At 45.4% G+C, this 23,527-nt stretch carries 20 protein-coding genes; 1 reads left to right on the top strand and 19 read right to left on the bottom strand.

Going from position 1 to position 23,527, the window contains the following annotated elements:
• Nucleotides 1–24: 24 nt before the first annotated feature.
• From F1737_RS00545 to F1737_RS00590, 10 genes are all read right to left on the bottom strand, one after another.
• A complete protein-coding gene (locus F1737_RS00545) occupies nucleotides 25–3,864 on the bottom strand; it encodes a PKD domain-containing protein (protein ID WP_317136839.1) in 3,840 nt (1,279 codons plus the stop codon).
• A 379-nt stretch (nucleotides 3,865–4,243) separates the two neighbouring features.
• The gene (gene pheT / locus F1737_RS00550) at nucleotides 4,244–5,866 is read right to left on the bottom strand and encodes a phenylalanine--tRNA ligase subunit beta (protein ID WP_317136840.1); all 1,623 of its coding nucleotides are present in this window, start codon (nucleotides 5,864–5,866) and stop codon (nucleotides 4,244–4,246) included.
• Nucleotides 5,867–5,868: 2 nt separating this feature from the next.
• Nucleotides 5,869–7,254, bottom strand: coding sequence for a phenylalanine--tRNA ligase subunit alpha (gene pheS, locus F1737_RS00555; protein WP_317137904.1), 1,386 nt, complete (start codon nucleotides 7,252–7,254; stop codon nucleotides 5,869–5,871).
• Between the two features lie 267 nt (nucleotides 7,255–7,521).
• Nucleotides 7,522–8,778 (bottom strand): tryptophan--tRNA ligase, encoded by a 1,257-nt coding sequence (locus F1737_RS00560; protein ID WP_317136841.1) that lies wholly within the window; start codon nucleotides 8,776–8,778, stop codon nucleotides 7,522–7,524.
• Between the two features lie 23 nt (nucleotides 8,779–8,801).
• A complete protein-coding gene (gene endA, locus F1737_RS00565; protein ID WP_317136842.1) occupies nucleotides 8,802–9,800 on the bottom strand; it encodes a tRNA-intron lyase in 999 nt (332 codons plus the stop codon).
• A 139-nt stretch (nucleotides 9,801–9,939) separates the two neighbouring features.
• Complete coding sequence (locus F1737_RS00570; RefSeq protein ID WP_317136843.1) at nucleotides 9,940–10,410, bottom strand: HEPN domain-containing protein; 471 nt, start codon at nucleotides 10,408–10,410, stop codon at nucleotides 9,940–9,942.
• The gene (locus tag F1737_RS00575; protein ID WP_317136844.1) at nucleotides 10,407–10,991 is read right to left on the bottom strand and encodes a nucleotidyltransferase domain-containing protein; all 585 of its coding nucleotides are present in this window, start codon (nucleotides 10,989–10,991) and stop codon (nucleotides 10,407–10,409) included. Before F1737_RS00575 ends, F1737_RS00570 begins: the two co-directional genes overlap by 4 nt.
• 394 nt (nucleotides 10,992–11,385) lie before the next feature.
• On the bottom strand, nucleotides 11,386–11,568 hold the full coding sequence (locus tag F1737_RS00580) for a hypothetical protein (RefSeq protein WP_317136845.1): 183 nt from the start codon (nucleotides 11,566–11,568) through the stop codon (nucleotides 11,386–11,388).
• A gap of 111 nt (nucleotides 11,569–11,679) precedes the next feature.
• Entirely contained in the window at nucleotides 11,680–12,531 is an 852-nt protein-coding gene (locus F1737_RS00585; protein WP_317136846.1) for a deoxyribonuclease IV, read from the bottom strand.
• A gap of 39 nt (nucleotides 12,532–12,570) precedes the next feature.
• The gene (locus F1737_RS00590) at nucleotides 12,571–13,971 is read right to left on the bottom strand and encodes an aldehyde dehydrogenase family protein (RefSeq protein ID WP_317136847.1); all 1,401 of its coding nucleotides are present in this window, start codon (nucleotides 13,969–13,971) and stop codon (nucleotides 12,571–12,573) included.
• 268 nt (nucleotides 13,972–14,239) lie between these two features.
• Here F1737_RS00590 and F1737_RS00595 point away from each other — a divergent pair, with 268 nt between their 5' ends.
• Nucleotides 14,240–14,593, top strand: coding sequence for a carboxymuconolactone decarboxylase family protein (locus F1737_RS00595; RefSeq protein ID WP_317136848.1), 354 nt, complete (start codon nucleotides 14,240–14,242; stop codon nucleotides 14,591–14,593).
• A gap of 49 nt (nucleotides 14,594–14,642) precedes the next feature.
• Here the strand turns inward: F1737_RS00595 and F1737_RS00600 are convergent, their stop codons facing one another.
• From F1737_RS00600 to F1737_RS00640, 9 genes are read right to left on the bottom strand one after another with little or no spacing between them, the layout of a single operon-like run.
• Nucleotides 14,643–15,623: an isocitrate/isopropylmalate dehydrogenase family protein gene (locus F1737_RS00600; protein ID WP_317136849.1), complete on the bottom strand. Its 981-nt coding sequence runs from the start codon at nucleotides 15,621–15,623 to the stop codon at nucleotides 14,643–14,645.
• Complete coding sequence (locus F1737_RS00605; RefSeq protein ID WP_317136850.1) at nucleotides 15,620–16,435, bottom strand: DUF7714 family protein; 816 nt, start codon at nucleotides 16,433–16,435, stop codon at nucleotides 15,620–15,622. The genes F1737_RS00600 and F1737_RS00605 overlap by 4 nt, the downstream gene beginning before the upstream one ends.
• Nucleotides 16,432–16,905, bottom strand: coding sequence for a LeuD/DmdB family oxidoreductase small subunit (locus F1737_RS00610; RefSeq protein ID WP_317136851.1), 474 nt, complete (start codon nucleotides 16,903–16,905; stop codon nucleotides 16,432–16,434). The genes F1737_RS00605 and F1737_RS00610 overlap by 4 nt, the downstream gene beginning before the upstream one ends.
• The gene (locus F1737_RS00615) at nucleotides 16,902–18,116 is read right to left on the bottom strand and encodes a 3-isopropylmalate dehydratase large subunit (RefSeq protein WP_317136852.1); all 1,215 of its coding nucleotides are present in this window, start codon (nucleotides 18,114–18,116) and stop codon (nucleotides 16,902–16,904) included. The genes F1737_RS00610 and F1737_RS00615 overlap by 4 nt, the downstream gene beginning before the upstream one ends.
• Complete coding sequence (locus F1737_RS00620) at nucleotides 18,113–19,249, bottom strand: homocitrate synthase family protein (RefSeq protein ID WP_317136853.1); 1,137 nt, start codon at nucleotides 19,247–19,249, stop codon at nucleotides 18,113–18,115. The genes F1737_RS00615 and F1737_RS00620 overlap by 4 nt, the downstream gene beginning before the upstream one ends.
• Nucleotides 19,230–20,438: a thiamine pyrophosphate-dependent enzyme gene (locus F1737_RS00625; protein ID WP_317136854.1), complete on the bottom strand. Its 1,209-nt coding sequence runs from the start codon at nucleotides 20,436–20,438 to the stop codon at nucleotides 19,230–19,232. The genes F1737_RS00620 and F1737_RS00625 overlap by 20 nt, the downstream gene beginning before the upstream one ends.
• Nucleotides 20,435–21,400, bottom strand: coding sequence for a radical SAM protein (locus tag F1737_RS00630; RefSeq protein ID WP_317136855.1), 966 nt, complete (start codon nucleotides 21,398–21,400; stop codon nucleotides 20,435–20,437). Before F1737_RS00630 ends, F1737_RS00625 begins: the two co-directional genes overlap by 4 nt.
• On the bottom strand, nucleotides 21,397–22,275 hold the full coding sequence (gene mmp11 / locus F1737_RS00635) for a methanogenesis marker protein 11 (RefSeq protein WP_317136856.1): 879 nt from the start codon (nucleotides 22,273–22,275) through the stop codon (nucleotides 21,397–21,399). Before mmp11 ends, F1737_RS00630 begins: the two co-directional genes overlap by 4 nt.
• On the bottom strand, nucleotides 22,259–23,215 hold the full coding sequence (locus tag F1737_RS00640; RefSeq protein ID WP_317136857.1) for a DUF1743 domain-containing protein: 957 nt from the start codon (nucleotides 23,213–23,215) through the stop codon (nucleotides 22,259–22,261). The genes mmp11 and F1737_RS00640 overlap by 17 nt, the downstream gene beginning before the upstream one ends.
• Nucleotides 23,216–23,527: the final 312 nt, after the last annotated feature.

Below are 23,527 nucleotides of genomic sequence, written 5' to 3' on the forward strand. Positions count from 1 at the left end.
CCTTTTTATGACAAATTTCCCTTTTTAGCAATCCCTGTACATGACAACAATATCGTCAAAGTCGGTTCTTCCGTTACCGTTGTAGTCAAATACGCTCTTTGTCTCCTGTTTCGTGAAATCCCCTATATTTGTGAAATATATGGAAATATCGTCAGTGTTGAGAATTCCGTCACCGTTTAAGTCTTCATACAGACCGTCTGCGTCAGGGTCGGAAGGAATTCTTAAAAAGCCTTCAAAAGGACTCACTGAAATGATTTCAAGTGACTTTGGATTTTGAATGATCTCTGTCTCCTTTCCGGAATCGTCGTGAATAATACTTTTTGAAATTGAAACGTCGGTGCTTCCTGACGAAAGTCCTTTGATGGTTAATTCTGCCAGAATAACATTTTCACATCCTGCTTCGAGAATGCTCTTTGTATCTTTTGCCTTAATTATGGCCGATGCTCCCGGAATTCCCTCTGAACTTACTGTTACAATATCGTCAGGCAGTGAAAATCCGGTAATTTCTGCTTTGTCTGAGTCTGAAAGTAAAATTGTTAATTCATAGTCTGATATTCCCTGTGGCAGATGATCAGCAATAATTGTCAGTTTATTCTCTGCTCCTGCTGCTGTCAGGGGTTTTTCTGTGAAATAGTAAACTTCAGGTGCAACATCGGCAATTCTTATATTGTCTATCCATCCGCAGTCTTCACCTGATGTGCTGTATGCATTCTTCTGGTATGTCCAGCGGAGGGTGTGTTTTCCACTTTCAATTTCAAATTCCTCATCTTTCCAGGAATTATCAGTGCCTGCAATCTCTTTTTTGGTCTCTCCATCAATGGAAAAGGTAAGCCTGTCAGAACTGCTCATTGAATATCCGGATTTTGAGGAGACATTCCATGCAAAAGTGACCTTTTTAGGGCCTGTGACTGTGGTTTCAATCCATGATTTTTCGTAGCGTTTTTTTAGTTCACCGCTTTTTGCACAGCTCTGGTTGACATAATTGTCATTTGTTTCAACAAACCAGTCTGAGTTCCCGCCTGTCACCCACGTATGTTCTGTGGTTTCAAGTGCATCTTCAAAGGTAGGTGTGACCGTAATGAATGCCGGCTTTGTTTTAACCTCGTCAGTGCCGTCTTTTTTAATAATCAGTGTTACATTGTAGGTTCCCGGTTTGTCATAGGTATGTGTCTGTGTTCTTCCGACAGCCGATTCCTTGTCTCCAAAGTCCCATGCCCATAACGAAACATTTCCTGTGGAGTATCCTGTGAAGTTGACCTGAAGCGGAACCTGTCCGAATACGGTGTCGGCTTTCAGATCGGTTTTTTGGGTTTTAACATATGTTACGTTGTCAATCCAGCCTGAGTCACGACCCATGTCACGACCGCTGTCTTTTTTGTATTTCCACATGAGCTCATGTTCTTCAAAATCTATTGCAACGGATTTATGCTCCCATTCCTCTGTTGTGCCGGAGATTTTGTCAGTCTCCTCTCCGTCTATGAGGAAAATTAAATAATCAGAATTTGGCTCAGAGGATGCCATCCAGGAGAAGTCAAGAATACCCGGACCTGTAACTGATGTTTTGATCCATGATTCCTGTGATGCAGCTGTTTCTCCGCTTTTAACCGATGCATTGTTGCATACATACGTGTCAATATCAACATCGAAAGGTGAAATGCCTCCTGTTGTCCATTCAATGCTGGTGTCTGTTGTGTCAGCTGCATCTGAAATGTTCATAAAAGGAAGTATTACTATCTCCTTTGAAATGTGGTCTTCTCCTGCATCATTTGTTACAGCAAGGGTAGTTGTGTATGTTCCCGGTTTTTCAAAATTATGCATCATATTTTGATTATTGTACAATGTCGGACTGTCTCCGAAATTCCAGTTCCAGGCTGTCGGGCATCCGGATGATGTGTCATTGAACCGGATCGATGCAGGGGCCATTGCCCTTGTTGCATTTGAAATGAAATCAGCAACCGGATTTATTGCTCCAAAAGTGAAGGTAACATTGTCAATATGACCACAGTGTCCTTCTTCAAAGACGTAATCATTTGTATATATCCATCTGACTGTGTTTTCCCCGGGCGGAATTTCATAATATTCCGTGTGCCAGTCTTCCCAGTTTTGTTTGCCTTTTATTGACTTTTGGGAGACGTTGTTCAGGAGAAATTCCAGCTGGCCGTCATAGGTGTAACTCGTTGAGTTTATGTTCCAGTCAAATGTCAGAACACCCGGGCCTGTCATTGTGCCCTGAATCCATGATTCTTCATCGGCTGAAGATATCAGTCCGTTTCTTGCGGATGTTTCTCCTTTGCCTGATACATAAAGGTCTGTGAACCATTCCGCATCCCCGCCTGTTGTCCATTCAACATCCGGTGCGTCAACCGCATCTTTGAGTGGTATTGGTTCAAGGACGGTCACTGTTTTTGAAACGGTTGCCTGACCTGTAACCAGGTTGCCTGATTCGTCTTTTTCGGCAATGTTTGTAATGGACAGTTTCACTGTGTATGTGCCGGGCTTTTCATAAATGTGAACAGGATTTTCCTTATTGGAGTGTTCTGACAAATCACCAAAGTCCCAGTCCCATGTTGTCGGGAAACCGTTTGAGGTGTCTTCAAACTCAACAGAAAGGGGTGCAAAACCACGATTCTCTGTGACATTTGTTTCAAAATCAGCAACAGGCTCTCCGCCTCCAAAATTGAATGTGACGTTATCAAGCCATCCTCCGTTTGTTTCTTTGTCGGATGTTTTGGTTGAATATGTCCAGTTTAATTCATGCACACCGTTTGGAATATTGAATGTCTCATGGTGCCAGCCCTTAAACCTGATTTTTTTGTATTTGTCAGTTTCATACTGGTCTGCATTGTCTATGGAAAATTCAAGTTGTCCCATGGGCATTCCCATGACAGTACCGGGTTCTGCATTCCAGTCAAACGTAGCTGTTCCGGGTCCTGTAACTGATGTACTAATCCATGAAATTTCTCCGGATTTTAAAACTCCTCCGCTTCTTGCACAGCTGTTGTTTACGTAAATATCAGAGATTTCATATGACCAGAGGCTGTTTCCGCCTGTTTTCCATTCAAGGCCGTGTGCATCAACTGCATCTTTTAGCTCAATTCCTTTCATTACATCAATATAGTCGGTTTTTGTAACGGTCTCGGATTCTCCGTTTCTTGTTACCGTGAGAGAAACCGTGTATTTCCCCGGATTATTGTAAGTATGTTCGGGGTTTTGGTCAGGTGATTTGTCTCCGTCTCCAAAATCCCACTCCCTTGAGGTGATGTCGCCTGTACTCTCGTCAGTGAATCTGACTGTCAGTGGGGATTCCCCGCATACTTTGTCTGCTGAAAATTCGGTTGCAATTCCCTGGATATATGAAACATTATCGACCCAGCCTGTGCTTAATCCGTCAGATTCGTCACCATTCCAGCTCATTTTGTAGTATTCCCACATGAGTGTGTGCTCTCCGGCGGGAACATCAAATGTTTCGGATGACCAGGTTTCTTCAAGGCCGCAGATCCCTTTTTGCTTGTTTTTGTCAATGTAAAAAGAGAGTTCATCGTTCATCTCATCGCAGGACACATTCCAGTCAAATGAAATTTTTCCCGGACCTTTTACGATTGTTTTAAGCTCGGATGATCCCATGTCCCAGGAATCATATGAGAATGAGCCGCTTTTTGCAGAACTATTCCCTCTTATAAAGAGTTCAGTATCGATTGTCCATCCCAGATCTCCGGCACATGTCCAGGCGAGATCGTTGTTATCCAGTGCGTCACCCAGTGGACTATCTGCCGATACAGGTACTATTATAGTACAGATCATCAGCAGAATGAGAAATATGGGTGATGCCGGATTTCTCTTAATGCACTCTGTAATAACTCTCATAGCAAAATCATCTTTTGAATACATAAGAGTTTAAAAAAGCACTGTCATAAACCAATAAGTAAAATTAATTAAATTGATGTGTTTTTCAAAAAATATTGGGTTGTGGCTATTATTTTTGTTTCAAAATAAATATCTGTTTTACGAGCCTGTTATGATATAATGACATAATGGTATTTAACAGATTAATCCTGACCATTCCAGTTCAAATATAAATCGAATAAATCTCTAAAAATGCTTTAAATCCTTTGATATGCAAATATTTTTGGCATTTTTGAAATGCACCCGGGTTTTGGCCGGAGTTTAGGTTAAGGGCGCAGAATCTGCAAAATAAAAAAAATGAATTTTTATATCCTGTGACTGTAGGACATAGATTGTCAGATCATTCCTTTAAAACCCTTAAATCAAGTTCAAAGCCTGATACCGGCTGATCCATCTCAAAGTTGAGGATAACCTGTGGGTGAATCTCCCCGAATACTCCGGCTTTTTTGCCGTTTACAAGTATATCTGCACGGCGTCCTTCTATGAAGGCAGGATCACAGGATTCAAGGACTGTGTATGAAAGACCTGCCTCCTGCATGAACGCATCAACGGCAGCATATATCTCTGAAAAGTCCGCGTCTGTGTGCATTGAGACTGCGGAAACCTTCTGGAAGGTCTTTTTACCCTCTATTACATCACCGGTTGAGAATAGCCTCTGTGGAAGCTCCCTGTGCTGGTTTATTTTCAGCGTCTCCATTAAGAGCGGGAGTATGTCTGTTCTGAAAACAGTCTGCTCTTCTGATATCGGGTGGAGAACAGGCAGAACATAGTCCGGCACCTCTCTTTGCATGTATTTATACATCACTCTCTCGTTTGAGAGTGTGAAAGGCATCATCTCAAGGTATCCGAGTCCTGAGAGGATGGTTCTGACCATGCCCATGATTTTCTGGTTTGGATGCTCACAGCCGATTGTGAATGTGGAGGGGAGTTCTGCTTTGAGGTTGTCAAATCCGTATGCGATTGCAACGTCTTCAAATACATCCCAGTCGTGCATGATGTCGGCACGGTAGCAGGGGATTTGGACTTTGAGTCTGTCCTCACAGCCGCATTCGGGTTCTGCACCAAAACGCATTTTTGAGAGGTGTTCTGCCATCTCTTCCGCACTGAGATCAAAGCCCAGAAGTCTGTTGCACTCCGACACTGAGACAATCCTTTCCACCGGTGCAAGTGAGGGCATAGGACATCCGTTTACCAAAACGCTCTCAACACTTCCTCCGGCTTCTGCAAGTGCGGCACAGATGATGTTGACGGCAGTCATCACCGCTTTTTCATCTGTTCCAGTGCAGTCAAGAAGCACATTTTTCGTCTCTGTTGTGACCTTTGTAAGCTCACCGTTGATGATTGGAGGGAATGAAAGCACGTTGTCGTCGGCATCGACAATTAACGGATATTTTTCATGTGACTCGACAAGGTGTGCATAGTCCTTACCTTTCGGGTGCTCTTTTAAGATCTCGTCAAGACTGAGTTCGGAATCGAAATCAAGCGGAACAAACTTTCGTGATTTTTCCGATGCAAAGTATTTAAAAGGTGGTTTAATCCTGTCAAGGTCGTGGACACCTATTGCAACCTTTGCCCTGCCTCTTCCGACAGCCCAGTGGAGAGCCTCCTGAAGTCCCATAAGACTCTGGATGGCTTCTTCGGTAAAGGATAGACCTCTGATTACAGCGGAGCCGAGGAATGGTCTTATATCTTTTAAGCCTTTGTCAACCTCGAATTTAATCCCTGAAGGCTTTACGTCGTAGGTTTTAAGTCCAGTCTCGATTCCCAAAAATCCCCTCATTGCTCTGGAGACTCCTTCTGTTGAGAACATGTCCGGCCTGTCCGGGAAGAACTCGACATCAAAGTGATCGTCTTCGTATCGTTCGATGTCGGCCGCTATCATCGGCAGTCTGTCAATAAGGGTATCCCTGTCAACGCCTGTGAGATCCTCGAGATATTTGTATGGAAGTGTGATAATCGGCATTTTTAAATCTCCTCCTTTCTGTTTACCGGACTGTTTCTGATCCAGTCCACATCACTCTTGTATAGCTGGCGGAGGTCTTTTAAGCCCATTTTCAGCATTGCAACACGGGAAACGCCAAGTCCCCATGCAAGAACCGGGTATTTGACACCCCACGGAGCAGTGACTTCCTCTCTGAATATTCCTGCACCGCCGAGCTCTACCCATCCGAGCCCTTCAACGTAGACTTCAGGTTCGACTGAGGGTTCGGTGTACGGGAAGTATGCAGGTCTGAAACGGACGTTTTCAAAGCCCATTCTGTGATAGAATTCTTTTAGGAATCCCATTAAGTGTCTGAATGAGACATCCCTGTCCATCACTATACCCTCAAGCTGTTCAAACTCAGGGGTGTGTGTCGGATCAATCGCTTCGCGGCGGTAAACCCTTCCTATGCAAAACGCCTTTGCCGGCTCGTCTGGGTGATCCTTTAGGTACTGGATGGAAAGCCCTGTTGTGTGAGTCCTTAAGACACACTGCCTTGCCTTTTCCTCCTTCCATTTTCCTCCCCATCCGACAGAAGACGTGTCTCCTCCGAATTCGTGAATGTCCCTTACGGCCTCATAGTTTTCAGGGAGTTTCTCCTCCATGTCAAGGAAGAATGTGTCCTGCATTTCACGTGCTGGATGATCCTGCGGCTGGAAGAGTGCATCGAAGTTCCAAAAAGAGCTCTGGACAATCTCACCGTACATCTCTGTGAAGCCCATCTCCAGAAGAACACTTCTCATCTCATCGATCAACTGCTGGTACGGGTGTTTCTTTCCGGCGTAAATTCTCTTTGGAGGGGTTGTGACATTATATCTCCTGAGTTTGAGATTCTCCCATTCCCCTGTTCTTATCTGTTCGCTTGTAAGGGTGCCGGCTTCCATCCTTAAATCGAGGCCTGTTTCAACCAGAACCTCACCTTCGGTTGTGATTGAGACAAAGTAATCAGTCGTCTCAGTCTCTTCCACAAGCTTTCTTTTAAGGAGTTCGTCAAGTCCCGGGACGCCGGGTTTCAGGTCTTTTAGGGCCTTTTCATCATCTCCTATTGGAGCATCGCTGATTTTCTCAACGATTCCCTCCCTTATTGCAATCCAGCCCTTCTTTCTCAGCCATCCGATTCCAAGCTTTGAGGAGGGGTGTTTCTGGAGCTCTTTCATCGGGATTGCATTCTCAAATGACTCAAAGAGTACTCTCTCCGGCAGACCCTCAGATGCATATTTCTCTCCTTCGCGTGTGAGCCTGTATTCCACAGTCACCTTTTTTTGAAGGTCACAGAGTTTTTTTGACTCAAGAAGGACTGCATGCTGGACGACAGCCTCGGGGGTTGTGTCCATGATGCGTGCGAGGTACACGACATTTGGCCTGTCCATTCTGGTTATGGGTCCGAGTGTTCCTTCTGTTGCATCTTCAAAGAGTTCGATTGCCTTTTTTATCGGTGCAAATGCGATGTTTTTGGTTTCTTCAAGAATTCCGAGGACATCCCTGAGAGGATTTAAGTTTGATTTTCTTAATTCCGCAACACCTTTTGCCGTTTCGCTGATTGGCTTTAAAGCCTCCTGTCTGGCTTTTTCAGCATCCCTGAGCGGTTTTAAAACCGCAAGAAGCTTCTTTTCATTGTATGTCAGATCCGCCACGCTTTACTCCTCCGTCAGATGCACTGTTTCATCCATTTTTTCTTTGAAGTCCTTTAAGAATTCACGTACACGCTCAAAGGTCTGCTTTTTGCATGTTCCGCACATTAGTTCCCCTGCCCTGCATGCCCTGCACATCTCCTTTATTTCCTCATCGTCATCCATCATGTGGAAGAGGTTCAAGAGATATATCGAACATTTGTCAGGGTTTCCGCCAAGCTTTTTCTGCTCTTCAAGCGTCATTCTGCCGCCTGTGAGGGCACTCATTATCTTCTTTTTGACGTCTTTTTCAGAGTCCTGGAACCTGAAGAGGCTGTCAGGGACACTTGATGACATCTTGCCCCCGGTTAGCCCCTGCAAAAATGTGTGATAGGTTGCAGATGGCATGTGGAATCCGTAACCGCCGCATTTTAGCTCGACTTCCCTGATGATGTTTTCAGCTTCATCTTTAAAAACACCCTTTACGTCAATATGCTCTTCATACCTTTTTGTATCGGGGAATGCCGCTTCAACAGCATCCATTGCCGTTTTTGGAGCCTGTTTTGATCTGATGCTGACACCATCAGGTGTTTCGATAATTGTAAACATCCTGAGTTTGTTTGCAACATCACGGGTGAGTCTGATGTGTGGGTCCTGATCAAGACCCACCGGAACGATTGTCGGGGCTGGGCTGTTGGTCGCAGTCTGCGGGTAGAGTATGTCCCCGACCTGTGTTGCGACACTCATTGCATGTGCAAGTGCCGTGTCCTGCGTGAATCCGTAGATTGCTGAAAGCTCTGAGAAATTAATCTTTATTGCGGCTTCAAAGGCGAGATCCTTTAAGGCGTTGTTCTCACTCTGGTAGTATTTGTTGCCGGAGTACCCGAGTGCGTAGAGGCAGTTTAGGTACTCTTTTCCAAATTCCCTGCATTTATCCCATGAGATACCGCGGACTGCATGGGCTTCCCTGTCGGCGATTGAGATAAAACCTGTTCCACCCTGAGAAACGTGCCATGCGACCTCTTTCATGACCATCAGGTGTCCTAAGTGCGGGTGGCCTGACGGCATAAATCCGGTCATTACATAAAACGGTGTTTTGTTCTCTATTGCGCTGACTATTGGTTTGTAATTGCGCTGGCCTACGACAATTCCACGCCTTAAAAATGCAGGCGGGTTTGTCATTTTTTCTACCAGCGGATTTACAGGTTCAATTCCAAATTCTTTGAAAAGCTTATCCGCATCAAGGTTCTGGTTGCTTGACCACGGATTGATTTCGGGCTGCATGGTGATTTCCAACTTATACTTATCTATAATTTTATTCTCGCAAATTCAATGTACTTTATCATATCTTTGCTTACACAGGCAAAAAGCATCTTCTTGCGGACACTGTGTGCCAGACGGACTGATCGTGAGATGACACTCATCGGCATCGTCTTATCTGAGGATAATGCATGAACGAGGAGTTCTGAGTGCTTTTTTGACCCTGAGTAGACTCTGAAGTGATGGCCGAATTTATAGGCCGTTCTTGGTATGTGCCAGAGGTCACGCAGGTGCGCATATGATTTTGATTTAAGCTCAAATTCATGATCGCCGTCTTCGATTTTTTTGTAGTAGTCTTCGGGGGAGATTTTCTCATCGAGTTCAAGGAATCCCTTTCTGATCAGGTAAATCGCCTCTACCGGTGAGAGCATTAGCCGTTCTTTGTCAAATCTTGTTCCAAAAAGTTTCTCTTCAAAGATGCTCTCAGGCGGGATGGATATCAGTACGGATTTCCCAAAGATTTTTCCTGAGATTTTTGGAAGTTCCGGCTCGCATTCTCCCTTTTGGGGATCACTGGTCTTTATTTCATAATAGGTGATCTCGTCTTCATCGTCAGCGACTGCCAGTAGAAACTGTTTTCTCATGTTTCTGGCGGTCTGTGCCTCTTCTGCGAATTTTCCAAAATCGACCAGGTCACGCTCTGAGAGTACTCTCATGAGATACTGTGATCTGCCTGTTCCCGGTTTTTCACCTCTCCTGAAAACCCTGAAGTCATGCGGCCCCGACTGGATGACATACCCTCTTTCACGGATGTCACGGTAGACAAGGAACTTTCGCAGAAAATCGGATTCTTCTGTAAATGCGGCAAAGAGACTCTCAAATGAATGGCCTTTTACCTCTATTTTGTTTCTTCCGAGGAGATAGAGTGCTTCTTCGGGTGACAGCTTCAGCCCGTTTTTATCAGGCCTTCCGTATCCTCCCTGGTCGTAGAGGCTTTTTCCCTCCGCGCCCAAAAGGACCTGTTCTCCGTTGTATTCAGCTTTCACAATAAACCATATTAATTGGTTATTATTGCTTTATGCATATTTTGGATGTTTGAAAAAAGAGGTTTTTTAAGGGGACACCATAATTTTTTGTTTTATTGCGGATTGTTCCGGGCAGGCGGGGTGTTTTTTGTCTTCTCAGTTATTTTTCCAGAATAATCTGCCTGATTTTTTCAATATCCTTTGTTTTTATCAGACCTGATATGTGCCTGCATTTTAAGAGAAATTTTGGTGCCGTGCTTAGAATTTCTGAGATTTCCTGTTCTTTTAATTCATGTGTTGTGTAATACTGCGACTGAATCCTCGTCTTTCTTGCATTTTCAACTGCTTCGATGTCGCTTTCGCTAAAGTAATCGCCGAGGCACTCCCTCATGCATTCTATTGTGCATGTGTGTATCCCGCTTTTAATTCCGGCTTTCATCAGGAGTGCATAGAGTGAATAGTACATGGCATAGTATCCGGTTGAGATTATCCAGTCCGGAGATTCTATTGATTTCATTGTCAGCAGTGCATCCTCGGCTTTTTTAAAGTATGCATCCGTCAGGTTTTCGTTTGGCTCAATGAGCCTGATGCCGTTTTTATTATGTTTGCACCATCTGATTTCGTCCGTCATACAATCACAGCCTCTAAAAAGAATTCAGGGCATTTTAAGAATATATGGTTTTTGTACATCTCTTTTATCAGGGTGTCTTCCTTTGCTGCTCTTGTGAATACTTCTCCCGGGTACTTTTTGACGTTTATTTCAATCCCGAATGTTTTTGAGATTTTGTCGACCTGTGTTTTGTCGAAGTCTCCTGCCGAGAGGAGATCTATGTCTGAGTCAGGGGTTGTTGTTCCTGATGAGTAGCTGCCGAAGAGTGCGAGTGGTCCTTTGAAGAAGGGCATCACTTTGTATATTATTTCGCCTGCAAGCACCTCACTTTCAAAGAATTTAAGCCGTTTGTAGCTTTCTGCGAGGAGAAGGTGGTTTACTGCCGCGTTGGTTTTTTTAAGCCTGAATATTCTGGTCCTGCCCCTTGTCACTGATTCAAGAACGCCTTTCTCCTCAAGCGAGATGAGAATTTTGTGTGCCGTTCCGTGTGATACCGAAATTACCCCCGGGATTTCCCTTGGGTAATAATCCCTGTCGTATCCGTTTGTGTAGAGTGCGAGAATTTGCAGGTGTTTTTCTGTTATGCCACAAAGACAGGACATATGTCTAATATATTAGACAATTGCTGATTAATGTTTTGGAGAGTTTCTGACTATCCGTGATGACTCTTATGTAAATTACTATGAGAAACTGTAAATTTGTGCAAAATAGCCTGCAAAAAATGTTGATTCAATTATTGGTAACCCTTTCCCCGTCTGAAAACCTCGATGACTTTGACTGATTCATCGTGAATGAAATAAATTATCCTGAAATCACCAACTCTTAATCTGTATTTTTTAAGGTTTGTGGCTGTCAGAGGTTTTATGTCAGCTGATGGGCGTGGACTGAAGGGATCTGTTTCAAGTTCCTAAAGCGCTTTTTTTATTCTTTTTTAATCATCTTTTGGCAGACCTGAATACTGCTTTTTAAAAGTCTGTGAAAGAAGAACCTGATAACTCATAGTTCTGCAAGTGGCGTGAATTTCTCATCTTCAAGAATTCTGTTCCAGCGTGCATCCGCTTTTTTCCATCCGGCATCTTCCATCAGGCGCCTTATTATCTGGTCAAATGTTTCACCTTTTTCACCGAATTTCCTCAGGTTCTCCTTTGTATCAGGTGACACGGCTATTGTTGTGGCCATTATAATCAATATATCGAATATATCTGATATAAAAATTTTATAGTAGTGGCACATACCGGGTGTTTGAAGATCTGAAAACAGGCAATATCACAGATATAATAACAGATTTTTTTAATTCTCCCGCCCGGCAAGCTCCCTTAAATGAGCGATATTTCCCCTGTCATCCCTTCTCTCATCAACCGGTGTCTCAAGTATGAAGGGAAGAGAGGAAAGCTTTTGGTGTCTTAGAATCCTTGCCATCCCCTCATCGCCTATCTTTCCGAGGCCAATGTGTTCGTGCCTGTCAAGCCGGCTCCCGCATTCGCCTTTTGTGTCGTTTATGTGAATCACTTTCAGGTTATCAAGACCAATCAGGGTGTCAAAGTCTGACAAGGTTTCTGAGAGCCCTTTTTCGGTTGAAATCTCATACCCTCCGGCAAAGGCGTGGCATGTATCAAAACATGCTCCAAGCCTTTTGCTCTTCCCGATACCGTCCATAATCTCGCCGATGTCCTCCAGAGTTCCGCCGATTGAGTTCTTTGTCCCGGAAGTGTTCTCCAAAAGGATCATAACGCTGCTCTTTTCGGAATCGATTGCGTTTACGACGGCATCAATCGTCCTTTCTATCCCGCCGTCCCTGCCTGTCCCGAGATGGCTTCCAAGATGTGTGACAAGGTAAGGGATCTTCAAAACTCCGCAGCGTTTAATCTCCCGCAGCAGAACATCGCACGACTTTTCATACACATCAGGCTTTGGGGTTGCAAGGTTTGGGAGATAGGGCATATGTGCGACAACCGGTTCAATCCCTGAATTACCAAGCTTTGATATGAATTTTTCAGCCGTCTCATCCTCAATTTCCTTTGCCTTCCATCCCCTCGGGTTTCCGGTAAATATCTGAAAAGTGTCACAACCGGATTTTTTGGCCCTTTCAACCGATCTGTCAAGCGATCCCGCAATTGATACATGAAACCCTGCTTTAACCATTTTTTTTGTTTCCCTGAATTGTATTCTTGTGTATACGGTCTATGGTGATACAATCACTGTCTTCTCTTTCATGTACCGTTCAAGTGCAAAAAGCCCGTTTTCACGTCCCGTTCCGCTTGACTTCTCCCCGCCAAACGGAATTTCCGGCGGGACTTTCAGATGCCTGTTGACCCAGACGATTCCTGCATCAACAGACTCTGCAAAATCTGAGGCGTTTTTGATGCTCTTTGTCCAGACCGAAGCTCCAAGGCCGAACCTTGTTTTGTTTGCCTCAATAACCGCCTCATCCATTCCTGAAACAGTCATGACCGGAAGAACGGGGCCGAATATCTCCTCATTCAAAACCCTGCTGTCCGGGGAAACACCGGTAAGGACTGTTGGCATCAGGAAGTTTCCTGCATCAAAATCCTCACCTGTGGGGATGTATCCGCCGGTTAACACCTCGGCTTTACCCTTGTCAACGGTCTCTGATATAACATCTGTTATACCATCCCTGCCTTCCCTGCTGTGAAGCGGTCCCATCCGTGTTCCCTTTGCCGAACCGTCTCCGATGGTCATCTTCTCCGTCTTTTCCTTCAGTTTAGAGATGAACTCATCCGCAACATCCTCAAAGACATAAAGCCTCTTTACCGCAGTGCACGTCTGTCCGCAGTTGTAAAACCTGCCCGAAACTGCGCCTGACACCGCCAGATCAATATCGGCATCGCTGCACACAACCATCGGATCGCTTCCGCCCAGTTCAAGTGTCATCTTCTTGAAAGTCCCGGCAGCGAGCTTTGACACTTCAATTCCAGTCTCTGCCGATCCTGTGAATGAAACGGCCGATATCTTTTTGTTTCTGACAATTTCCGCTCCTGCCTCCTTTCCGCTGCCGCAGACAATGTTTAAGACGCCCTCCGGCAGTCCTGATTCATTCATAATCTCCGCAAGCCTCATGTTTGTAAGAGGTGTGGAGCTTGCCGGCTTTAAGACAAGTGTGTTGCCGGCGGCAAGGGCGGGGCCCACCTTCCATCCCATGATTATCGCCGGCATATTCCATGGGATTATTGCCCCGCATACTCCGAGAGGCTCTTTTTTCGTAAAGGCATATCCGTAGTCTGATTTGGGAAGGGATGATCCCGAGATTGTGCCTGACACTGACGCATAGAACTCAAGAATGTTTGCAAAACCCTGAATCTCGTTTTTTGCCTCTGCGAGAGGCTTTCCCTGCTCTGAAGTTAAAAGGCGGGCAAGATCATTCTGGCGGGCCCTTACAGCCGCTGCTGATTTGAATAATATTTTCCCCCTCTCAACAGGCTTTTTCATGGCCCAGAGGTCTGACGATAAAAGTGCAGTGTCAACAGCATCTCTTACATCCTCTGCCCTTCCCCTTACAACCTCGCCGACAATACTTCCCGTTGCCGGATTTTTTACAATTATTTTGTCATCTGTCTCCTGCATATGTTCACCCCGGATTTTACTTTTATTCAACCTCATTGTTTATTTTAGCTCTCATTGCTGCTGCTCCCCCTGAAAAATTTCGATCCTGTTCAATTTAAAAAGATATATCGTATTCGTTGACAAATTATCAAAAATACCCAAAAAAGGGATATGCGGGTAGGTTTTTTTTGAAAACCTCCGGAAACCTGTATGAACTTACTGTCAGGTTTCCGGCCGGAATTGTGCCCGCAATCAGGGTTTAGTAATTATTTTTCAGAGGATTGTCAAAATGGCTGACTTAAACAAAGACATCGCAAAAATCATCGCAGAGACATATGACACAAACAAAAGGGTATCCGAAGACGATCCTGAGTTCTGGGGTTCTTTCCTGAACTTTGCAAATCAGGCAACAAAGGAGGGTGCACTGCCCTACAAGATGAAAGAGCTCATAGCACTTGCCGTTGCAATAAACGACCACTGCAAGTTCTGCATAAGTGTGCACCTCAAAGCGGCGGTTGATGCAGGAGCATCAAGAAAGGAGATAATGGAAGCCGCATATGTTGCAGTGCTGATGGGCGGCGGACCATCAATGGCATATTTAAGGTATGTAATTGACGGGTGCGACCAGTTCTGCACTGAATAAAAAAATAAAAAAAAAGTTAAAAATATACCGTACTACCGGTTCTGATTATTTAATCAGACTTCTCTTCTTTTATTATTTCAGTAAGTATATATTCGCCGGTTTCCTTTGTTCCGTAATTTCCGCCGAGATCCTTTGTGCAGACACCCATTGAAACGGATGCCGATATCGCCTTTTCAACCAGGGCTGCATATTCGCAGTATCCGAAATGATCCAGCAGCATTCCGGCACTTCTGATTGCGGCTATCGGGTTTGCAATGTTTTTACCTGCAATATCCGGAGCACTGCCGTGAACAGGCTCAAAAAATGCATGGGCATCTCCGATGTTGGCGCTTGGAAGCATTCCAAGGCCGCCTGTTAAGTATCCGCATGCATCACTAAGTATATCTCCGAATATGTTGGTTGTGACTATAACGTCATAATTGGAGGGCTGCATTAAAACATCAAGCGTCAGTGCGTCGATGAACATCGTCTTGTATTCAAGACCGTAGCTTTTGCATACACCAATGCATGTGTCCCTGAAGAGCACATCGGATTTTAACACGTTTGCTTTGTTGCCGATTACAACCGGTTTTGTGCTCCCTCTTTTAATCGCAAGTTCACACGCCGCCTTTGCAATCCTCTCACTTCCCTTTCTTGTTATAACACGGAGGGTTGTTGATCTCTCCTCACCAATCTCTTCAATTCCTGAATAAAGGCCTTCTGTATTCTCTCTTACAACCATTATGTCAAACCCGTCGCCTTTTACCGGTCTCAGGTTTGCATAAAGATCAAGCTCGTGGCGGATTTTCATGATCACACTTTTGTAGTCAGGATCAGGGGGTGTTGTAATGGCACCGAAAAGAATTGCATCAGCGGATTTGAGCTTTTTTATATCGTCATCAGTGCATGCCGTGCCTGTTTCTTTCCATTTTTCATAGCCGACCTTAACATCAAAGTATTCAGCACCGGGCAGAAAATGCCTTAATATCTTTTCTGCCGGAGGGATGACCTCCTGTCCTATGCCGTCGCCTTTTACTATTGCTATCTTCATCTTTTTTTATACTCCTCTAAGAGTTCAAATATGGAATCTGCTATCTGTTTTGGTGACGATCCCCAGTGAACGACAACGCCGGTGGTGTTGTCGGTTACAAGGCCGCATTTTTCAATCCGGCAGCATCTTGCAATCCAGGGTTCGTTGATAGTCCGGTTTTCCGGTTTTTGCGCCTCATCGGCAGGGCAGATGTTCTCAACAACAAATTCGCCGTCGTAGCATTCCGCCAGAAACTGCCTTGCCGTAAGACACCCTGCTACCGTTTCACCGCCGGAGAGGCGGTCACTGTCAAGCGTGACATCAAAGCCTGATGCCTTGCAGGGATAAACATCTGCCTCGATTTTTTTGATATCCTTTATATGATGCACAAATTCAATCTCAAGCTCTCCGAAAATCCCTGTTTTTTCAAGTGATTTTATGGTCTCCGAGAGGTTCGGCCTTGGGGGCATCACGTCATAGACAAAAACCCGTAAGAGGGAATCAGTATCCGGATCGATAACAAAGGTCATGTGATCGTCTATCCCCGTGAATATTGTGCACTTCTTTTGGGTTGATTCTGCAATCCTTATCAGCTCTGCCCTGTTGTGAAGAACCACCCTTTCAGGATAAAGATATGTTTCATCAGCAGAAGCAAGTGTTTTTACTGATTTTACCTCCCTCAAAAGCCCGGTTCCCGGTTTCTGTTCAATTTCAAGAACCTCATACCCAAAAGGTGTCTCCTTCACAATGTATCTGCTTAAAAAATAGACCCTGTCACCGAGGGGTTTTCCCGATGCAAAGCCCGTCTCCTTGCATTGTTTTGGAAAAATCATTTGTATTTCCTCCAGTAGCCTGCAAGGCCGCCGGAGTCAATTATTCTCTTCATTCTCTCAGACAGCGGGAGTGAAGGGTATCTTCTGCCCGATATTTCAACCCATGATTCGTCAAGGTCAAATGTGACAGGTTCACCGTCAGTGCAGTCAATCTCCCCTGTTTCAAACACCGGAAGTCCGACATTTACCGCATTTCTGAAAAAAATCCTTGCAAAGGAGGGTGCCACAACCGCGAGAACTCCTGCCTCCTTTAGCGCAACAGCCGCCTGTTCACGTGAAGAGCCGCACCCGATGTTTTTTTTGGCAATGATAACTGATCCTTTCAGCCTTTTTGCAATTGAGGGGTCGTAGTCCTCAAAGGCATGCTCAACCCAGACTGATTTGTCGGTTGTCCTGAGGTATCTTCCGGCAATAATCATGTCAGTGTCAACATCGGCACCGATACAGACTGCATGTCCTGTTTTTTTCATGCAAACTCCTCCGGTGATGTAATCTCTCCGCGAACCGCACTTGCGGCAGCGGTTGAAGGCGAACAGAGGTAATATTCGGCCCCCACTCCCATTCTGTTTTTGAAGTTTCTGTTTGCTGTTGAGAGACCTACCTCTCCTTCTCCAAGGACACCCATATGGGCACCAAGACATGGTCCGCAGCCCGGTGTTCCGATTGAGCATCCTGCATCGATTATGTCAGAGAGGACTCCTGTCTTTAGTGCCTGCATTAAAACAGCTCTTGATGCCGGGACAACAATTGTTCTAACAGACACTTTCCTTCCCCTGACAATATCTGCAAACCTTTTAAGATCCTCATATCTTCCGTTTGTGCAGGTGCCAAGGAAGACCTGATCAAGAGGTGTCCCCGAATAACGGGTTACAGGCTCGACCGTATCCACCCTGTGCGGCACTGCCAGAACAGGCTCGAGATCTCCGATATCAATATCGACTGTTTTTTCATAACTGCACTCTTCCGGCTTTGCTGTCTTAATGCTGTGCCCGAATCCTGCAAGATATTCCTTTGTAACGGCGTCGGGATAAAAAAGGCCTGTCTTTGCCCCGGTCTCAATTGCCATGTTGCAAAGAGTAAGTCTGCCGTCCATCGGTACATTCACTGCCCCTTCGCCTGTAAACTCAAGTGCCTTGTATGTCGCACCGTCCATCCCTAGTTTTTTGACATAAGTAAGGGCAAGGTCCTTTGGCTCACAAAACTGCCTGAAATCTCCGTCCAGATTAATTTCAATCGTTTCAGGAACTTTAAACCAGGTTTCGCCCGATGCCCAGATGGCAGCCATATCCGATGCCCCGACGCCGGTTGCAAACGCCCCGAATGCACCAAGTGTGCATGAGTGTGAGTCTGCACCGACAACGACCTCGCCCGGAAGGCACACCCCTTCGCTCATTATCTGGTGGCAGATGCCGTCTCCGATGTCATGAAAACAGAATCCTGCCTGTTTTGAAAATTCCCTGAGCTCGTGCTGGAGATTTGCGGTTGTGGTGTTGTTTGCAGGTGCAATGTGGTCATATATCACCGAAACTTTTTCAGGGCATGCCGGTTTCACATCACCAAGCCCCCTTAATGCAACCAGTGCCTGAATTCCCGTGCCGTCATGTGCAAATGCCCTGTCAACTTTGCAGTCAACAAAGCTTCCTGCACCTCCCTTTAGAATAATCTCTGAAAGCGTGCTCATATTTTATTGCCCTCGGTCTTTTTTGTCTCTTCAATGAGTGACAGGAGAACTTTTGGTGTGATTGAGCACTTGCCTTCGCTGATCTCCTTAATCCTTTGCAGAAGGTGATTTATCTGGTCATCAGAGAGTGAGTAGCCGAGACTGTTTACAATATGCAAAAGACCCTTTCTTCCCGTATGTTTTCCGAGTATGAAGTGCTGCTCTCCGCCGACCATCTCTGGCGGGAAGTATTCATATGTATTTCTGTCCTCTAAAAGAGCCGCTATGTGAATTCCGCTTTCGTGTGCAAATGCATGCTCTCCGACGACTGCCTTTATTTTAGGGACTTTAATGCCTGAATATTTCTCAACCGTCTTTGAGAGATCCATAAGCTTTGTCAGATCATAGCGGTCAACACCGCCTTTCATCCTCAGTGCCACAAGTACCTCCTCAAGGCTTGCATTCCCCGCCCTTTCACCGATTCCGTTCACGGTTGTATGGAGCTGGAATGCCCCCGCCTGTGCTGCGGAGATTGTATTTGCGGTTGCACATCCCATGTCGTTGTGGCAGTGTATGCAGAGGGGATTTTTCAGATCCTTTGTCAGCTCCTGTACAGTGTTGTACATCTCAACAGGTGTCATACACCCGACTGTGTCTGCAAAACTGCTGTACATTGCCCCTCTCATTGCCCCCTGTACATACATCTCCTTTAAAAACGAAATGCTCGTTCTTGAAGCGTCTTCTGATGAAAACCTTACAGAAAGACCGTGATCTGTTGCGTAGTCAACCATCATGAGTGCCTGTTCGAGCATCTCTTCTGCCGTCTTTTTGTATTTTATTTTCAGGTGGAGGTCTGATGTTGCAAAGAATATGCTTACTATATCAACATCACATTCAATTGCCGCATCAACGTCAGATTTTACGCATCTTGCAAGGCAGCATATCCTTGAGTCAAGGGAAAGCCCTACGATGCTTTTAACACTTTTTTTCTCGCTTTCCGATACACTTGGAAATCCTGCCTCTATTACTTCGATTCCGATTTCATTGAGTTTACGGGCAATATCAATCTTCTCATCGCATGTGAACGTAACTCCGGGTGTCTGTTCTCCGTCCCTTAGCGTGACGTCACATATCTCAACATTTAATGGCTTCATGTTCTTCTCCCGGCGGGCATTCGCCTTCGACAACAATTATTTTTAAAAATTCGGTTCCTTCCCTGAGGTATTTTAAAACCTTTTCCGGCGAACCGGCAGGGATTATCAGGGGGTCTGCCCACGAGATATAAGGCATAATATCGGGTGCGTTCTGCATCCCGGTCATCCCCATTTTTTTATTCTTAAGAACTATGCACAAAAGCGGGAGATTTTTCTCCTTTATGTCAATAAGGGCGTTAATGCCTGAATGCAGGAGTGCATAGTCTCCTGTCAGCGCAATTTTTGTGCTCTTTGCAGCGACTGCAGGTGATGATCCAAGTCCGTAGTTTGCAGTTCCAAAACCGTAGGGAGGATTTTTGGAAAGAAGTGAGCATCCTGTGTCACATATCGCTTTTTTTCCGGAACCGGATATCATTGAAAATAGTTCTTTATATGGGCAGTTTTTGCATAGTGTTCTTGAAAATCCCCGTGATTTGAAGGTTTCAGGATTTTTTGTAACTTTAGGCGGTTTGAGATTTTTGTGCTCCTCTGAAAACGGCCTTCCCTTCTCTTCTGAAATCTTTACATATTCGGATTTTTTAGGGGGGGGATAAATCACCGGCGGGTGAGACCATTCAAACATCTCTGCCGTTATGTTGTCTGCAAGATCACACCTGCCCTTCATAGTAAGATCATTTCCGGCAGTGTTTGCAAAAGAGTCCTTCCTGTCAGGGATCTCTCCTGAAACATCAGAGGAGAGAATATCAGGGGTGACTCTTAAGATGGAGACTCTTGAAAATTTCTCTGATGCCTCATATGCAAGTTCGACAGATGATGAGATATCTTTGGTTCCCGGACCTATCACCGGAACCTGTGCAACCTCGGAATAATAACGCGAGTCCTGTCTGTTCTGCGATCCCCTGGGTTCAGTGTCATCGCCTGCAATTATTACAACCCCTGCCTTTAGCCCCTGGACAGTTGCGTTGACAAGGGTGTCAGAGAGTGTGTTCATCCCTGCATTTTTAACGATAACAGCTGATCTTCTGCCTGAGAGTGAGTCCCCGAGTGCGTACTCGAGTGCGACCTTCTCATTTATCGTAAATTCAGCGTTTGTTAGTTCACCAAGGCGTGTCACGGGGTATCCCGGGACTGTGTAACAGGTATCTGACGCTTTTAAAATCGCTTTTGCAAGCATTAATTCAGCTTTCATGAATCCGCCCCCGGCACCATGTCACATCCTGTACAGAGTGTACACATAGTCTTTGCCTCTCTGCATGAGAGTCCTGTTTTTAAAAGTTCGCCTTCAAGGAAATCCGATATTTCAAGAATTCTTTTTGCAGACGGCCTTTTAAGGTCTGATAATTCCCCGGATGGGTTAAGTGGTCTTATGACCGGGATAATCCCTGCCTGTGTGAGTTCTTTAATACACTGCTTCATCTCATCGTCAGTCTCCCCAAGTCCGAGAATGATGTTTGTAAAAACCCTGTTCTTTCCAAAGATGGAGACCGAAGCAGTGAGTGCATCCATAATTTCCTGTCTGTTTAACAGAGGGCACATTTTTGTAAAGAGCTCGTCAGTTGCGGTTTCGAGGTTGAATTTGATTTCCAGGACACCGAGATCCTTTAGCCTTTTGGGTGTTCCCAAAAGCGGATATATCGAAACCCCGATTGGAAGTCTGAATGCACGGAGTTCTTTTATGACTTCAAGAACCCGTGTTTCATCCTCTTTTGGGTTCCCTATGACGCCGCTTGTAATGGATATGCAGTCGATTCTGTCTTTGACGCCTGCAACCATCTTCACAATCTCTTCCGGCGTCTTGATACGGGGCGGCTGGGAAGGCACATTGCAGAATCTGCAGTTGTATATACATCCTTCGCTGACTGTAATATATGCCTGGCGCGGACAGTGGAATCCGGTTTTTTCGATTACTCCGCTGACCTTTGTATCTTTGAATATAAGTTCTGCCCTGCCGTCTCCGAAATGGTGTATCTCAACAGGGCTGTTATCATCAATGGAAAGCCGGACTCTTTTGCCTCCGGCTGAAAAAAAGACTGAGCCCTTTTCCCCGGCACCGGGCCCTGCGTGTGACTGTTCAGAAGCATCTGCCGGCTCTCCAGTAATCCTTGCAGATCCTATCTCCAGAAGGGACGCTTTGAACAGTTTCCATTTCATAGTGAGAGTGCCTCTTTGTATTTTGTGGCAAATGGAATCGCTGCGGCGGCTCCGATAATGCCTCTTCCTTCGATTCTGACATCCAGATGCTTTCTGACAAATTCAAAGTCGTTTAAGGTTACTTCACCGTTTTTAACAAGACGGCCGTAATTCAGGAGTGGTTTTGGATCGAAGCCCCTGAATGCACATAGTCCTGTTTTATCTGATAGTGTGTACTCCCTGACAAGTTTTTCAAAGTCGCTGATGAGTTTTTCAGGCTCTGTTGTTGCGAACTCACATGCAATTGCAACACAGTTTTTTGTCCTGTATGGAACCGGGAAAAGCTGTGTTATTGTGTGTGAGAGGTAGCGGCTGTTTTTGTTTTCAACAGCCTTTGATATATTGTGTGCAAGTGTCCATGTTGCACCGGCCTCGGGTGTGTCGGTGTCATCGACTCCTATTATTACTCTCTCCATTTTGGGAAGCCATATGGTAGAGCCTGCAACTTTTCCGCCTCCACATGGATCTTCGGTGCTTCTTAGCACACCGCCGGCGGATGCCCGGCAAACGCTTGCACCAACACCTCCGCCACCCATTCCAAGGTACGTAACGGCTACTTCAGAGTCAGTAACTAAAACATCGCTGATGCCTGCAGGGAAGTATGAGCCCTGAAGTGCAAGATCCACACAGCCTGTTTTAAGCAGAAAGCGCTGTGTGTTTCCTATTATTCTGACTGATTCAACAAGCGGGCTTTTTTTGTAATGACTGCCTGCCCACATCGCACCTCCGATGCAGTCAAACCTTTCGATAAGTTCTACACGGGAGTTGTCGGCGGATGCGACTGCGAGTATCTCCGGGTAGGAGATGGAGTAGGGGGTTTTAGAGATGTTCTCCATAAAGACCTGCTGCTTCTATTCCTCTGTTAGCCCAAAGGACTGCACCGAGTGCACCGATTCGCCCTTTGCTCTTTGCAGAGTCGATATATTTTATTCCAAGCCTTTCGGCTTCAGCCTCACATTCGGCGACGTTCAAAACCTCGGTCTTGATCTTTTCAAGGTATGGCGACTGTGGAAGTGAGAGCCCTGTCCATACTGCAATTCCGGTATCTTCACTTACAGATCTCTCCTCTATGAATTCCTTTACAAAAGAGAGCAGTTCTTCCACCTTGTCTGGTCTGACTGCAAAGTTAAGTGCTGAGCCGACACAGTTTGTGGTCTTGTTCGGGACTTTAGGATTGAGCTGGATTAAACGCATGTTCAGGTATTCAACACCCTCTATGTTGCATGCCTCCGCACATTTCGATGCAAGTACCCATGTTGCGCCGGATTCCTTTGTGTCTGTGTCATCAATTCCGATTGAGACCTTCACGTATTTTTTGGAATAGATGCGGGTCCTGCATGTTCTTGCACCGCCTGCCTTTAGATCCTCTTCTGATGGGTATTCGGTTTTTACAACGCCCGGTGCCTGTGGCAGACATACTGCAACGCCGACACCTGCACCTGCTATTCCGGCCCAGTCGGTTGCAACCAGATCCCCTTCAACGCATACGCCCTCAAGTGCCTGCCCTCCGATCTCGTCTCCGGCAGCGCCAAAGTTTATCGGATGTTTACCTAGTTTTGCCGACATTGTCATTGAGGCACCCTCTACGCTGATTGATTCAACAGCACCTCCGGCTCTCCTGCGGTTCATTACATCCCATTCAATAGCTCCTCTATGGCAGCAGTGCTCGATAATTTCTGCTTTTTCTGCTGCTTCATCGACTATAACCAAAAATTTTTTGCAAAACATCGGGCCAAAGCGTCCTTTGACCTCTTCGGGAGTTAATGTAATTGTCACTTGTTGTCACCGAAAATTTCGTTAACAGATTTTTCGGCGATATGATATTTAAGAAGATCGATAGTGTGCATACTGATCTTTGGATCTTGTCAGACGATGCTTGGGGAAATGTGGGATTTCAGCCGGTTGAAGGATAAGTATTATAATGCAGGTCTTTGGGACTCCCGGATTTTTCGGATCAACGTGAGGGCCTCTGTACTCGTGTTTCTTTAGGCCATCCATATATTACATCCTCTGAAAATATCTGGCTGTTTTAGGGGCCGATATAACCCAAGGATATTCGTTAAAATTCAATAATTCCGCAGGAAATCA

The sequence above is a fragment of the Methanoplanus sp. FWC-SCC4 genome (assembly GCF_032878975.1).
Lineage (GTDB): Archaea > Halobacteriota > Methanomicrobia > Methanomicrobiales > Methanomicrobiaceae > Methanochimaera > Methanochimaera problematica.

Excerpts from the sequence above, each read along its gene's own strand:
- F1737_RS00620 (WP_317136853.1), bottom strand. The coding sequence starts at position 19,249 with ATGAAGCCATTAAATGTTGAGATATGTGACGTCACGCTAAGGGACGGA.
- F1737_RS00615 (WP_317136852.1), bottom strand. The coding sequence starts at position 18,116 with ATGAGCACGCTTTCAGAGATTATTCTAAAGGGAGGTGCAGGAAGCTTT.
- F1737_RS00580 (WP_317136845.1), bottom strand. The coding sequence starts at position 11,568 with ATGGCCACAACAATAGCCGTGTCACCTGATACAAAGGAGAACCTGAGG.
- F1737_RS00590 (WP_317136847.1), bottom strand. The coding sequence starts at position 13,971 with ATGCAGGAGACAGATGACAAAATAATTGTAAAAAATCCGGCAACGGGA.
- F1737_RS00605 (WP_317136850.1), bottom strand. The coding sequence starts at position 16,435 with ATGATTTTTCCAAAACAATGCAAGGAGACGGGCTTTGCATCGGGAAAA.
- F1737_RS00585 (WP_317136846.1), bottom strand. The coding sequence starts at position 12,531 with ATGGTTAAAGCAGGGTTTCATGTATCAATTGCGGGATCGCTTGACAGA.
- pheS (WP_317137904.1), bottom strand. The coding sequence starts at position 7,254 with ATGGACAGGCCAAATGTCGTGTACCTCGCACGCATCATGGACACAACC.
- F1737_RS00575 (WP_317136844.1), bottom strand. The coding sequence starts at position 10,991 with ATGTCCTGTCTTTGTGGCATAACAGAAAAACACCTGCAAATTCTCGCA.
- mmp11 (WP_317136856.1), bottom strand. The coding sequence starts at position 22,275 with ATGGAGAACATCTCTAAAACCCCCTACTCCATCTCCTACCCGGAGATA.
- pheT (WP_317136840.1), bottom strand. The coding sequence starts at position 5,866 with ATGCCGATTATCACACTTCCATACAAATATCTCGAGGATCTCACAGGC.
- F1737_RS00595 (WP_317136848.1), top strand. The coding sequence starts at position 14,240 with ATGGCTGACTTAAACAAAGACATCGCAAAAATCATCGCAGAGACATAT.
- F1737_RS00560 (WP_317136841.1), bottom strand. The coding sequence starts at position 8,778 with ATGCAGCCCGAAATCAATCCGTGGTCAAGCAACCAGAACCTTGATGCG.
- F1737_RS00570 (WP_317136843.1), bottom strand. The coding sequence starts at position 10,410 with ATGACGGACGAAATCAGATGGTGCAAACATAATAAAAACGGCATCAGG.
- F1737_RS00545 (WP_317136839.1), bottom strand. The coding sequence starts at position 3,864 with ATGAGAGTTATTACAGAGTGCATTAAGAGAAATCCGGCATCACCCATA.
- F1737_RS00600 (WP_317136849.1), bottom strand. The coding sequence starts at position 15,623 with ATGAAGATAGCAATAGTAAAAGGCGACGGCATAGGACAGGAGGTCATC.
- F1737_RS00625 (WP_317136854.1), bottom strand. The coding sequence starts at position 20,438 with ATGAAAGCTGAATTAATGCTTGCAAAAGCGATTTTAAAAGCGTCAGAT.
- F1737_RS00630 (WP_317136855.1), bottom strand. The coding sequence starts at position 21,400 with ATGAAATGGAAACTGTTCAAAGCGTCCCTTCTGGAGATAGGATCTGCA.
- F1737_RS00610 (WP_317136851.1), bottom strand. The coding sequence starts at position 16,905 with ATGAAAAAAACAGGACATGCAGTCTGTATCGGTGCCGATGTTGACACT.